The 13,778-nt window shown below is 56.3% G+C and carries 7 protein-coding genes; 3 read left to right on the forward strand and 4 right to left on the reverse strand.

What is annotated here, in order from left to right:
- The first annotated feature begins 84 nt into the window (after positions 1–84).
- Together RBH10_RS00080 and RBH10_RS00085 are read left to right on the forward strand one after the other, a co-directional pair.
- Positions 85–813, forward strand: coding sequence for a DeoR/GlpR family DNA-binding transcription regulator (locus RBH10_RS00080; protein WP_306180342.1), 729 nt, complete (start codon positions 85–87; stop codon positions 811–813).
- Positions 814–969: 156 nt separating this feature from the next.
- Positions 970–2,108 (forward strand): IS3 family transposase gene (locus RBH10_RS00085; RefSeq protein WP_281039752.1). Its coding sequence is split into 2 segments (ribosomal slippage): positions 970–1,237 and positions 1,237–2,108, totalling 1,140 coding nucleotides; the frame shifts between segments, so codons are not numbered across the junction.
- Between the two features lie 168 nt (positions 2,109–2,276).
- Here the strand turns inward: RBH10_RS00085 and RBH10_RS00090 are convergent.
- The 4 genes from RBH10_RS00090 to RBH10_RS00105 form a co-directional block, all read right to left on the reverse strand.
- Positions 2,277–2,630, reverse strand: a complete 354-nt coding sequence (locus tag RBH10_RS00090; protein ID WP_281039137.1) for a hypothetical protein — start codon at positions 2,628–2,630, stop codon at positions 2,277–2,279.
- A gap of 52 nt (positions 2,631–2,682) precedes the next feature.
- Positions 2,683–9,879, reverse strand: coding sequence for a hemagglutinin repeat-containing protein (locus RBH10_RS00095; protein ID WP_306180344.1), 7,197 nt, complete (start codon positions 9,877–9,879; stop codon positions 2,683–2,685).
- A 38-nt stretch (positions 9,880–9,917) separates the two neighbouring features.
- Positions 9,918–10,319 (reverse strand): hypothetical protein, encoded by a 402-nt coding sequence (locus RBH10_RS00100; protein WP_281039321.1) that lies wholly within the window; start codon positions 10,317–10,319, stop codon positions 9,918–9,920.
- 69 nt (positions 10,320–10,388) lie between these two features.
- Positions 10,389–12,113, reverse strand: coding sequence for a ShlB/FhaC/HecB family hemolysin secretion/activation protein (locus RBH10_RS00105; protein WP_372339756.1), 1,725 nt, complete (start codon positions 12,111–12,113; stop codon positions 10,389–10,391).
- A 1,087-nt stretch (positions 12,114–13,200) separates the two neighbouring features.
- Here RBH10_RS00105 and RBH10_RS00110 point away from each other — a divergent pair.
- A complete protein-coding gene (locus tag RBH10_RS00110; protein WP_281039323.1) occupies positions 13,201–13,482 on the forward strand; it encodes an SH3 domain-containing protein in 282 nt (93 codons plus the stop codon).
- The last annotated feature ends 296 nt before the right edge of the window (positions 13,483–13,778 follow it).

Consider the following 13,778-nt stretch of genomic DNA (forward strand, 5'->3'; position numbering starts at 1 on the left):
TTGTCAAGCGCAGTCAGGGGGCAATTGCCAGGAAAGTAACACCCAAATAAGAAGCGCAGGGGACAAACCGAAAGCGGAGATACGGTGAGCAGAATAAGTGCACACAATGCCAGGTTGGACGCGCTGGCTCTTCTTGTTCAGGAAACGGGCGTACTGAGGCTGCGGGACGCGGCTTCCCGGCTTGGCGTATCCGAAATTACCATTCGCCGCGACATTGCCGCCGACGGCGAGCGGTTGAGCTGTCTTGGCGGCTACATTATTCCGGTTCAGGACGGCGCAGTGAGCAGCGACTACGTGCTGGACCAGGAAAAGGACTGCCATGCGACAGCCAAAGCGCGCGCCTGTACGCAGGCGGCAGCTCTGATCGAACCGTATGATACCGTATTCATCGATTGCGGAACGACAATGCCGCATCTGGCGCGGCAAATTCCGGCTAACGCCCATGTAACCGTCATCTGCTACTCCCTCAATGTTGCAGAGGAGCTGGCGAGCAGAAGCGATGTGCGCCTGATCATGCTCGGGGGGCTCTATCACCCGGAAGCAGCCTCGTTTTCGGGGGATGAGGGTATTGAGGTGCTGAAGCGCATCAACATCAACAAAGCATTTTTGTCTGCCGGTGGCGTGGACGAACAGCACGGCGTTACCTGTTCACATTTCCATGAAGTGCCGATCAAACAGATGGTTATGCAACGCTCGGTGCAAAAGCATCTTGTGGTGGACGCCAGCAAGTTCGGCAAGGTGCGAGCCGCGCGCTACGCTTCCATTAGCGACTTCAACTCAATTGTTGCGGATCAGCCTGCACCGTGGGGTTAAAACAAACCGACAACGGAATGCTCCCCTATCCGGGGTGCACAGACGGAGCACCTCGCGTGCCCGGCTGGATCAAGAGCTGGCTCGGGAAATCTGGACAGCGGGGATAAGTGGAATTTCTGCCTGACTTCGGCTTAAATGCCGGGAACAGGAGTGACCATGACGAGACGACCGCGTCGGAACCATAGCCCGGCTTTCAAGGCAAAAGTGGCGCTGGCCGCCATCCGAGGCGAGCAGACGCTAGTGGAATTGTCCCAGCAGTTTGACGTGCATGCCAACCAGATCAAACAGTGGAAAGACCAGCTCCTTGAGGGGGCGACAGGCGTTTTTGGTGATGAAACCAAGGCCGAACCGGCGAGCCCAACCGTCGATGTGAAAACACTGCACGCCAAGATCGGTGAACTGACACTGGAGAACGATTTTTTAGCCGGAGCGCTCGGCAAGGCGGGATTGCTGGGCGGAAAGAAATGATCGACCGCGCACACAAACTGTCGGTCGCACGGCAAGCGAAGCTTCTCGGCTTCAGCCGTGGCAGCGTCTATTATCTGCCTCGTCCAGTGCCCGACGGCGATCTGGCTTTGATGCGCCGGATCGACGAACTGCATCTCGACTACCCATTCGCCGGAAGTCGGATGTTGCAAGGGCTCTTGAGAGGAGAAGGGCTGAAAACCGGGCGGCTCCACGTCGCCACGCTGATGAAGAAGATGGGCATCGAGGCGATTTATCGTCGCCCGAACACATCCAAACCAGCGCCAGGTCACAAAATCTATCCCTACCTCCTGCGCAAGCTGGAGGTCACCCGACCCAACCAGGTGTGGGCGATGGACTTGACCTATATCCCCATGTCTCGCGGATTTGTTTACCTCTGCGCCGTCGTGGACTGGTTCAGCCGGAGGGTTCTGTCGTGGCGACTGTCGATCACGATGGAAGCAGCCTTCTGCATCGAAGCAGTCGAGGAAGCGCTGGCCCGTTATGGCAAACCCGACATATTCAATACCGACCAGGGATCGCAGTTCACCTCGATGGACTTCACCGCCGTGCTGAAGAAGGCTGAGATTGCCATCTCGATGGATGGCAAGGGTGCGTGGCGGGACAACGTCTTCGTCGAACGGCTCTGGCGTTCGATCAAATACGAAGAAGTCTACCTCCACGCCTACAAAACAGTATCCGAGGCCCGCGTCGGCATCAGCCGATATCTGACCTTCTACAATAGCCGACGCCCACATTCATCCCTTGACCGGCAGACGCCGGATCAGGCCTACTTTAACGCGCTGGCACCAATGATGGTGGCAGCATAATCGAGGCGGAAATCCACTTAGCGAAACGCCCGAAACTGTTCAGACAAACCGAACCACCTCTGAGGCATTCCTGCCGATGGCCGGCGGTACCGATCGAGCCGCCATAGGTTTCGGCCTTTCAGGTTGAATGTGTATAGATATCAGCGGATTTTCCGGAGACGCCCAAGATCAGGGAAGAAGCGCAAACCATAACCCATCATGATCGGGCACAAGCTTACCAGCCTTCCAATCACTAATGATTCGCATCGCCATTTCTTCATGAGATCCGTGATATTTCATTTCAGGAACCCAACCTGGAAGTTCTGATGAGCTTTTGACAGGGACCGCTCCTCGTTTAAGAAGAGCCACCACGCAACGATATCCAAAATCTTCGAGTTGCTCGTTCGATAGCCCAAAGCTATCAATGCCCACCGGAATAATCTGCCATAACCCGACAGCATCCACCTCCAATTCGTTCGCAACACGGGCGATCCACTCGCTGATCGGTGTTCCAAAATACTTTTCAACAGGCTCTTGGGTCATTGCTGGTGTACCTTAAAACCTTTGGGATAGCCGGGAATATCAATATCCAACGTTACCCCGGAATTGTTGGAGGTTCGGACCCCCACCCGTCCTCCGCTTGGGAGATCGTACCAAACGCCCTTCCCCCCGCGTAGGGTCTAGACATTGTGGCTCCATTCAGCAAATCATTTTTCAGAGTATTGAACTCACTTAAAGAAAGAGTTCGAATGTTTGGTGTGGCTCCTTTGTTAACGGTCCCAACAAAGTCACCATGCGGCTTTAAGATATCATCTATGCTTTTGACAGCTTGTCCAGCGGCGCCATTCGACCCAGCGCTTCCGGGCCTGGTCTGCCCCAGCTTTTCAGCGATGCCAAATGTCAGTACAGCGATGGCTGCGTTGACAATTGACTGATTAACAAATCCCTTGAGAGCCGTTTGGACAGAATCCGGATATCGCGCCAGCAACTCGATGGTCTGAAGACGTTCGGCGTAAACAGCCGCTTTCAGCTCCTGGTTTGAGAGGCCACCGAAGCCTCCATTGACCAGCCGCCTTTCCATGTCGGCATAGCCGCCCGGAACCATTGATGAGGGGTCCATAGGGTTGGCAGGGTTACGCAGATACTCGACGGCTTTCAGCGCATCGGTAATGGCGGCAACGCAGGCCTGACTTGTCCGGTTAGCATTACAAGCGTCCACAAGAACCGTATCGCGGTGCGTATCAAGCTGATCCCAATATCCAATCTGCTCCTGCAGCGCTGCGATTTGCCTGTCTGTACAGGCGTTTTCCGCCTCGCATTTTGCAAGCTGTCGTTTCGCCTTTTCCCGCGCCAGTTGTTCATCGTGATTGAGATAATTGTATTGATATTCCGCAGCTCCGTAGGCAGCGCCTTCTCCGCCGCCTACAGCCGCGCCGACCCCGGCGCTCAAACTTGCGCCGATCAACGTGGCAAGTATCTGCTTGTCCTGATCGGACATACTACTGTCCTTGAGCATGCCCTTGACTAGGTCCGCAATGGCTGGCGCCATGAGCGCCGACGCGGTTCCCCCAAGCGCACCCCTGAGAGCTCCTTCCCATCCATTGACGCCGCCAAGGATACCGCCTCCGATGGCGTGAAGAAGGGCTCGACCTGCGCCACCTTCATCCCAGAGGTCACGTTCGGCCTGAGTCGTCGCGTTGTTGTAGAGACTGGAAGCAATATCGCCAGCCAAACCGGCCATTGTCTTCTGCGCTTCCTGGAGATCGGCCTGTGTTCTGTATTGCTCACGCAGAATGTGTACGAGATCCGGCAGACCGGGTAGCGCGATGTTGGTATTGGCGGTATCGCGGCGGATTGTACCAATATCCTGCGTTTGGTTGGCTGGATCGGTAATGGTGATCGGGATGTTGCCGCCGATCGCCGAATAGGCCTTGCCGGTCTCGCTCTCGCCAGCCTTGACCGGCGGTGCGATGGAGAGGCCGCCAGTACCGATCGAGCCGCCATAGGTTTCGGCTTTCCAGCTTGAATGCGTATCGATATCGGTGGCGTCAAGCGTGCCAGTGGAGAGGTTGTTGCGTCCCGCGCCAGCCTCGCTGGTAATCACGCCGCCAATAAGCGAGGTGTGCTGCTCAATGTTGAGGTCGATGCCACCCGTTCCAGCATGGATGCCGGATTGTTCGGTAACGACCGCCGCATCGCCTTTGGCCTTCTGCGTGGAGCCGGAGACACCGTTGTTTCCAATACCAAGCTGGCCAGACACATTGAGTTGGTCCGCCTTTGCCTTGGCCGTATCGACCTGGCTTTCAATCGTCAGGTTTCTGACATCGGCGGTGACCGAGTTGCCAGCAACAGTCGCGCCCTTGAGCGCCAGATCATTGGTGACAATGGTCACATCGCCAGTGCCGTTAATATGGGTATTCGTATGGCTGGTTGCGGAAGTGGTGGAACCGCCCTTGCCGTAAGACCCGTTGACACCAACGCTGGCATTGCAGCCGCCTGATGTCGCGCAGCCAATGTTGATGCCGACGCCTGCACTCCAGGAGTTGTTTGAACTTGCCGCGTCAGACGTTCCTGTGGCGGCATTGAGATTGATGTCACCATTCTCTGCGGACAGGAAGATATCGCCGGTCAGCGCATCGGGCGAGATGACTGGCAGGCCATTCTTGCCGTAACCGGCGAGGATCTGTGCTCCCTCGCTTGTGATATTACCGTTTTCTGCCTCGATGGCGATCGAGCGACCGGCACGGATGTCGGTGACGACAGGCGTGGAGAATGAAGAAGAAGCGCTATTTTCCTGGTGGCTGACGCCCGCATTGATACCCACGTTGAAGGACAGGCCCTTGCCCGCGGAAAGGTCCGACGAGACGCCCTGCAAATCCTTATAGGCCTGATAGAAACCAAGGCCGGCAATGGCGGTATTTGTGATGGAGTTGACCCCACCGCCGTCCGACAGCCGTTCAGCCGAGTTCATGATGCTCTGGGCGGCTTTGCCAACCTGGCTGGACACGGAAACCGTAACTCCGGCAAAGGTTTTCTCGTGCATCTCCTGATAATTGGTGCGGTCTTTGGCCGAGAGGAGATTGATGTCATTCCCGGCAAAGAGGTCGACGTCACGTCCGGCGGAGGCGGTTGCCGCCTGCAGATTGACGTTATTTCCTGCGGAAACAAGGAGATCACGACCGGCAGTGAGAACCGAGACCGCGTTCGTGTTGGCCTGCTGCTCCTTGCTGTCTTTGGTCTTCTGTACTCCCAGACCCACCGAGAAGCCGCCACCGCCGGATGAGACGCTGATACCGAAGCCCGAGCGTTTTTCCTTCTCCTGCGATGAGGCACTTTCTGCCCCGGGAGTGATATTGACGTCGCGGGCTGCATCAAGCGTTATATCCTGACCGGCTGCGATAGAGGAGCCGATGACATTGACGTCGTTTTCGCGCGCCGTGAGCGTGACATCGGTTCCAGCGCTGAGCCCGGAGCCAACGTTGAGGGTAGACGACTGGCTCTTTTCTTTCTGCTCCTTGCCCCACAGCGAGAGGAAGCCGCCGCCGGAGCCGGCGAACAGGCCGGATTTCTTGCTGCTGCTTTCCAGCGCATGCTGCTCCTCGGCTCCGATGATGGCGACGCTGTCACCCGCGACGCTGATTGCATCGCCTGCTGTTATGTTCGACCCCGCTATGACGGTGTTGCCGCCAGCATCCAGCTTGATGTTGCCAGACGCGGAAAGCTCGGAGCCGACTGTCGCTTCGTCGTAGTTGTACTGGGTGGAGCTTTTCTTGGAGAGGAAACCCTTGGCTGATGAACTCTGCTCAAACTCCGCCGTATTCTTGCCGGAGGCGATCAGCAGATCTCCACCTGCGCTGACATTGATATCGGCTTTGCTGGTTTCATCACCAGCCGTCACCTTCGAGGCGGAGACGACGGTATCGCCACCCGAGGTAATGGACACGCCCTTCCCGCCGCTGACCGATGATCCGACGACGGTCTGCGTTTCCGTGTGGCTCGTCGTCTGTTTTTTGCCACCGAAAAGACCGCCCTTTTTCGTGTAGGCGTAGTCAATCGTGGTGGTGTCGACAGCTTCGGCAATCGTCACATCACCGGTCGCCTTCAGACCAACGGTTCCATCGGCGGCAATCGTGCTGCCGATGACGTTGAGGTTACCGCCTGCATTGGCGGAGATCGATCCGCCCGCGGTGATCTCGGAACCCTGGCTTGTGGTTCTCACAACGGTCGTTGAGCTCCGCTTGTCGCGCAAGGTGCTGATTGTCGACCTTTCGGTCACGGAGATATTGATGTCTCCGTCCGAGGTCAGGCCGAGATTGCCGCCGGCATTCACCTTCGCGTTGGCGAGCAGAATGCCCTCGTTGCCTTTGATTGACGCATTGCCGCCCGCGTTGAAGGTGCCGCCGATTGCCGCAATCGATGAACCGGAGACGGTGAGATCGCCAGTCGATGCAATCATCCCCGATGTTGCAAGCAGGCCAGTATCGATCGTCACCTGATTGCCCACAATCAGCGCACCAGCGGAGTTAAGTCTCTCTCTGTCGTTGGCGGCAAGATGCAGCACCGGCGCAAGAACGGTCGTACCGTTGACCGTCTGCCACTCATAAACGACGACGGATTCGGTGAGGCTGGCGATCTCCTCAGCCGTCAGCGGCTCACCAAGCGGGCGCTGCTGCGCTCCCAGATAGGCGGCTCCGTTGTCAAGCAGCTGCTTTATCTGAGCGATCGAATCCTGCCCGGTAAAACCGGAGCCCGTCGCCAGTCTGAGCTGCTGCTCAATATATTGGTTCTCGAAATAAGCGTCGCCGAGGAACTGGATCTGGCGATCCGGCTGGTAACCGATGCGGCCAAGGAAATAGCTGGAACCGTAGAATTTCGAGACATCGAGGAACGCAGCGCGGGTCTCATAGAGAAAGCTCTGGCCGGGAATGGTGCCGCCAAAGCCGCCGGACTGCGGGCTTGCAACGGAGCCGATAGTGAACAGCGCACCGCTTGCGGTCATACCAGCGAGCAATCCGGTGGGATCGCTCGAAGGCGCAGGCGCTGCCACAGCGACATGGTCGGCGATCGTACCTGCTGCGGCGGTATTGTTAACGGCACCAAAGCCGGTAATGCCCAGCGCTCCGCCAGAGCGGATCACCGCGGGAACACCGCCGATCGCCTCGACGCTTTCTACACTCCGTCCTGGCCCGATATCCTTTGACGCATCCCGCGTTCCAAAGGGACTGGGACCAGGCATGGCGACCTGCCATGAACCTTCCCAACCACCTGTATCGCCGCTTGTTTTCGATTCCTGCCACTCATAGATGACATCGGGATAATATTGGCAGCCACCTTGTTGGTTGCAATTGAGCGAAGTTGTGCGCTGCAACTGCAAACCGAGATTGGTCAGCGTGCCGGAACCAACAAGCGTCATGCCGGAGCCAGCTTCAATGGCGCTATAGGCATTAGTGAGATCGACTGTGTCGAGGGAAAGGGTGTTACCCGCCTTGATCAGAGCTGCGGGACTACCAGAAGATATGAGCCGATCCTCGACAACATCCCGGTAAACGTGATGGATTGGGCTACCGATAACGAATGACCGATTATAAAACTCGATAGGCGACGAACAATTCCCGCACTCTCTCGCATAATACGTGTCATACGCGGAAACGAGTGTGTTAGAGAGGAGTTGTGTTGTGTAAGTGGGAGCAACTGTTCTTTCGTTACGCAGATTTGCGGTAACGATAGACATGTTGCGGCCAGCGGAGATCAGGCCAGAACTGTTGACAACGGCTCCGTTGCGCCCTCCAGAAACACTTCCAGCAATTGTGAGATCACGACCTGCGACAATCGCGCCCTGATCATTGGCGAGCACGCCACCGACAAAGAGAGCCGCGTCGTTGCCGGCATAGATCAGCCCCGTGGCGGTGTTGGTCAGGTTGCCGGCGACATTGACGGTAAGATCGTTGCCAGCGGCCAGCTGACCGGCGTTGACAAGTTGTGAAACGGAGAGCGTCAGATCATGGGCAGCCAAAATATTGGTGGTGCCATTCGCAGTGAGGCTACCTGCTGTGATCGCGATATCACCTGACCCAGGAGCGGAACGAGCAGTGCTGCTCGCAGTGACAGCATTGAGCCGCGCGCCCGTCAGATCTGTCGTTCCAGATGACGTGAGATCAATACCGCCTGATGTCAGCGTACTGTTGGTGAGATTAATATTATTGGCATCGATGTAGAGCGTGCCAGATGTGGCAAGCCTGCTCCTGTTATTGGAAAGGTCGGCATTTTGCTGCCTGATCCTGATGTCGCCCCCGGCGGCTGTGCGTTTATCGAAGCTGATGACACCATGTGTCGAAGACAGCCAAACGTCTCCGTTTGCCTCCATGCTGTCATAGTGGATGTTCCCGCCTGCGGACGCCTGCAAATTGCCCTCAGCAAGTACGAGCCCGGAAATCCCGAGATCAAGGCCGGAGAGCAGTGCCAAATCGCCTTTCGAAAGTAGTGAGCCCGCTGCGATCGCGCCTGAGGCAGCCGTAAGCGACATCGCCGCGCCAGACTGGGCCGTGCCGCTGATGGCAATGGAACCAGCCCCCGACCACAGCGAAACAGGACCGGCAGCCGACGCGTCGGCCAAGGCAATACGCCCATCTGCCAGAACGTGGAGTGCACCACTAGCCCCGAGAGTACCGCTGACATCGACGAAGCCTGCTCCGCCATTAATCAGAATATCCTCTTCTGCGCCGACCGATGCGGCGCTGACGTCCTTGCCCCCTTTGACCGACACCGATTTTTTCGAGGTCAGGCGACCAGTCGAAACACTTCCCTTCGAGGAAATGCTTACGCCGTTATTGCCAGAGGCGTTGCCGATCGAGATCTTGCCGTCTACCGACAGCGAGAGCTCCCCGGCATTGGCGGCCATGTCGCCGCGCATGCGAACGCCAGCGCCTTTTTCCGTCACGACCATCTTGATGCGGCCGGCCTGCATGGCCCCAAGTGCTGAACCGTCGATTGCGTATTCAGGTGTTCCGGAGGTCGCATCAAGTGGAGTTGCCTCCCCCGTGGCATAATCGAACTTGCTCTGACCGGCAGTCAGGCGCAGGTCCTCGCCATAGATCGTGCCGTCGATCTGGATCGTGCGGGACACGACATCGAACAGATCGACCGCACCATCACCGAGCGCAAAATTCCCACCGTTAGGACCGAAGGTGACATCCCCTGCGTTGACCGTGAAGCCATTAAGGCCTCCGTCGACGCCAATATCAGGCACACCCGTCGTCAGCGTGGCGCGTGGCGTGTTGATGAAGCCGCAGCCGTTGCAGGTAATCCCGTTCGGATTGGCGATGATGACATCGGCCCTGCCGCCGAACACTTCGGTTGGACCGAGAAGCGAACTGCGGTTCTGCGACGTCACCTCATTGAGGATGACAGTGGCAGAACCTCTGCCTTGAAGGTTTGGATTGCCAGGTGTCACGCCACCCAGTTTCGACGTGCCCACCTCACCATTGAAGTTGTTGAGGATGACACCCGGCGTGCCGACGTTGAAATTGCCGTATTTATTGTGCGACAGACCCTGACCATTTGGAGTGACGATATCGATCAGCGGCACGCCGTTCGGGGCCGCGCCAACACCCGGTCGATTGATCGCGGCAGCCCCTGTATCCGGCGTTATGTCCTGTGCATGGAGGAGCACCGGCTGAAGCACGAGCGTACAACTGACAACTGTCGCGATGATTTTTCGAGCCAGTTTTCCGGCACTGGCGAACAGCACTATTTTGGTTTCTTTGCGTGAAAGACGCTTGAACTGTGATGTCATTGCTGTTCGCCTCTCGTGTCAGACGATAAAAGTTGGGCTTAGCGGTCTTTTCTGCTCGTGTCGGCCGGGGATGGCTTGCTGTCGAGTTTCTTGTAGACGTCTGCCAGTTTAGACTGTGGCGCTGGGCATTTTTTGCTTTTGGCAATCTCGGCTAGGACCTGATTGCGGTTACGCAGCGCGTCGATCTCCAACTTCTCCGGGGACTTCGGATCCATAAAGAACAGCGCTGGCCAGAAAAGCAGAGCACCCGTTGCGCCAAGGATCACATTTTTGCCCTGCGCATCCGACCGCTCCTTCACTGTCGCCAAGACCTGTCGCTCGTTGGCATCGAATTCCCGCTTGATACCGGCGCAATCGAAAGCGCTGTCGGTTGGGTTGGTGGCTGAAACGGGATGGGCTGCTCGGCCACCACAACCGGAGACGGCAATGACCGTCGCCATTATGGCGCCTGTGAAGGATAATTTACGCGTGTGAAAAGATGGATTGATCACGATTCTCTCTCTAGAAAATTACCAGCGTGCAGTCACGCTGGCGAAAATGAGGTTGCCGCGTCCTTCACCGACGCTACTGGAAAAGGTCTGTGAATAGCCGATATCGGCGCTGAAACTCCCGCCCACAAGCTTTGCGCCAACCGTCCAGCTGGCGAGATGGCCACCCGGAATGTCGAAACGATCTTGTGAAAATACCCGGCCGAAATCGAACCCAACATAAGGACGCAGTTCCCCAAGGATGGGAGCCAGCGTGCTTCCCTCCCAGGGCACCGTTCGCCATGCGAGTTCATTGCGGCTGAAAAAGCCGTTATTGCCGAAAATAACGCCCTCACGGAGACCGCGAACGTTGCTATAGCCACCGAGTCCGATCTGTTCTGCGCCAAACAGGTTGTCCTGCGAGTACTGGGCATTCAGGAGTGTGGACAGCTCGAAATGTTCGTCGGCAACCTCGAACGGGCGCGTGCCGCTGATCGTTGCGCTGAATTTTGAAAATCGGGGATCAGCCATGCCGGCTCCCGGCTCCCCCGGTGCAACCGCGTCAAAAAGATCCAGCCCCTGATCCAAGGCAAAGTCGAAGGCTACGACTCCCCCCAACGTCCGGGCAGAATGAGACAGGCCGATCGTACCGAAAGTGTACCTACGGCTCCCGACCTCAATCCGGTTACCCAGAAGGAAATTGTCGGTCTGCTTATAAGTGAGGCCACCTCTCAGTGTCGTAATCGAGTCCTTGTCCCGCAGAATGACGCGATCAACACCGAGCCCAACCTGGCCGGAAGCACCGGAGGTTTCGATAGGCCCGAAGTTACCCGGAATGGAACTATCGTATTCGTACCAGGAACCGTTTGCCGAAAAGGTCCAGTAGCCATAGGGAATACTCGTATTGACCGAATAGCTGTTGCTGTGTCCACGACCATCACTATCCCACGGGTAATCCGGACCGGTTCGTCCGTATGATAACCCCAACTGGTCATTGAGGCCGAGGAGGTTATCGAAACCGAACGAAATATTGCTCTGCGAATAGCCTGTACTTTCCTGACCGAGGTTGTTGTTGGCAAGAGTTAAGTGCCAGCGCTTGCCCGGCTTGTTCTCGACGTTGAGGATGGACGTTCCATCTTTCCTGCCCGGTAACATCGAGGTCTTTGCGTCGTTCGATGACAGGCGGTTGATCTGATCCAGTCCCTGCTCAATGTCGCGGATGTTGGCAACCTCTCCCTTCATGCCGGGAAAGGCCGTAGCGAAAACACTATTTCGCTCGGTCGATTTGCCGTTGAAATAAATGTCCGAGATCGTGCCTTCGACGACGACCAACCGGAGCAATTTTGTTCCGGCAATATCTTGCGGCGGAATATAGGCTCGCGAGGTCACGAGTCCTTTGTCGAGATAGAGGTCCGTGATTGTCTTGAGCAGGCTGGTAATGTCGGAAACGCCGACGCAGCGGTTGTTGTAAGGCTGCGTCACCTTCCCGAGCGTACCTGCGGAAATATTTGCAGCCCCTTCGATCTTTACACGCAAAATTTCGAAGCATGGGCCTGAGGTATTCGTTTCACCCGGGATTGTTCGGGCTGGGCGACTGCCTGAGTCACCCGGGGTTACCTGTTTCAATTGTTCGAGCCGCTGCATCTGCTCTTGATGATCCTGTCGCCGGGAAAAATCATCAGCGGGCGTTTGTGCCCACACAGGCTCAGCAGCCAAGAAGCTCAAGGATATCATTACCGCAAGGAATGTCCGGTCAGCTTGTTTCATCGTATCTGCCGTCCGATTATTCGACAGATGTCGCATGAAAGGCGGCAAGCGCTGCCGTCAGATCGCCGTGTAAGAAATGGAGATTGACATCCTCCCCGTTCTCCAACCTCAGCGAGGCTTTATGTGTTGCCTCTGCAGCTATCGAAGCCCCGACGGAGAGCGGAACGCACAACGCGATTGCGATATCCAAAACTAAAAGAAGCGTCCGGTGGAAACAAGGACGGAAAGCAGCAAGGAGCATTTCAGTAAGCCTGCGTTTGAAAGAAGTATGGCGCGACAATGCCGCTCATGCTTCACTATGCAGCTGTACTTGCTGTTGATCCTCACCGGATCCGTCGATCAGATCATCTGACCGCAGAAGCGTTAAAGTAGTAGTTTCCGTTGCGAAACGCCAATCGGAAGCGATCATTTCTCAAGCAATCTGGCGAGCAAAAATATTCCAAAATTCACATAATAATGAACGTCGACAATGGGTTGACGCACTTATCATTTTTCATATGTAAATTCTAAGAGTGGCCTTCGCACCTCAAACCTTCGAGTCAAATGACAACTACAAGTTAAGGGAATGTGTGTTGCGCTGCAAGACCTCAGTGTAAGCCAGAGTAAAGAGAATGCTAAGATTCCTTTTCGGACTTGGCATAGTCAGGCAAAGGTATCGTTTCCGACCCATCTTCGCGACAGCGTTTCTATGTGACAGATGCCCGTGCGAGCCCTACTTTGCTTTGGCAACCACATGACGTATAGCAGCACGAGGACAGTAGGCAGACGGTAAATTGGTGTCTTTTGCTCCAGAGTTGAGCGAACCTCCAGCCCCCATGAACTTTGCACCCAAATCGTAGTTCCGCCAGAAAACGCCAAGCACCCGAGCGCTGCCGTCCAGACAATTTACTATATTAGACACATCGCATTGTATTTGCGAGCGCAGTGCGACATCATTCCCGCCGGAGTTGAACTAATCCATGAAACAGCCGGGAGGGCTATGATGTTTCGAAACGGGTTCAAGACGGTGATAACTGCCGGTTTCTGTCTTTTGTTCATGCAGGCGATGGCGGCGGCGGCGCCGGGGCATACGACTGGGAATGTCAACATGCGCAGTGGCCCGGGAGCGGACTATCAAAAGATTGCCACGCTACCTGCAGGTGCACGCGTTGATATCGGTCGTTGTGTCTCGAACTGGTGCAGCGTGCGGGCCCTTGGTGTTTCGGGGTGGGTATCAGCGAATTATGTGCAGCGGTCGGGATGGCAACGGCCCGTCGTGATTGCGCCGACTATCGTCATTCGTCCTCCGCACCGGCCGAGACCTCCGCACTGGCAAAAGCCCGGCCGGCCGACGTGCAGGATCGCACCGGGCTATCCCTGCCCCCGGTGAAAATTGGCTGTCGCGCAATCGCTTTGTGGATGTGACCGTCATATTCCAACCTTTGCGTTTTGCGCAGCAGGCTTCCATCACTCCGGGACTGCGTTCCCGCCAAGCTCGATGCTGTCATTTTTGGGACGGCTATCGGGCTTGGTCTGTTTTGTGGTTTCGAACGGCTACTTCATCTGAAACTCAGGTGTGCCGGAGCCGTCTGCGAAGTGAAGGGTGAATGGTGGAATATTTTAGCAATTTAAGGTTTAAAAGGACGGGTCAGGAAAGCCCGGTTTCCGGCTCCGCAATTTATCGCT

It is taken from the genome of Rhizobium sp. AN73, from assembly GCF_030757975.1.
In the GTDB taxonomy this organism is placed as follows: Bacteria; Pseudomonadota; Alphaproteobacteria; order Rhizobiales; family Rhizobiaceae; genus Agrobacterium; species Agrobacterium arsenijevicii.

Bases quoted from the DNA above. Each gene is read 5' to 3' on its own strand.
- RBH10_RS00090 (WP_281039137.1), bottom strand. From the start codon at position 2,630: ATGACCCAAGAGCCTGTTGAAAAGTATTTTGGAACACCGATCAGCGAG.
- RBH10_RS00095 (WP_306180344.1), bottom strand. From the start codon at position 9,879: ATGACATCACAGTTCAAGCGTCTTTCACGCAAAGAAACCAAAATAGTG.
- RBH10_RS00100 (WP_281039321.1), bottom strand. From the start codon at position 10,319: ATGGCGACGGTCATTGCCGTCTCCGGTTGTGGTGGCCGAGCAGCCCAT.
- RBH10_RS00105 (WP_372339756.1), bottom strand. From the start codon at position 12,113: ATGAAACAAGCTGACCGGACATTCCTTGCGGTAATGATATCCTTGAGC.
- RBH10_RS00110 (WP_281039323.1), top strand. From the start codon at position 13,201: ATGCGCAGTGGCCCGGGAGCGGACTATCAAAAGATTGCCACGCTACCT.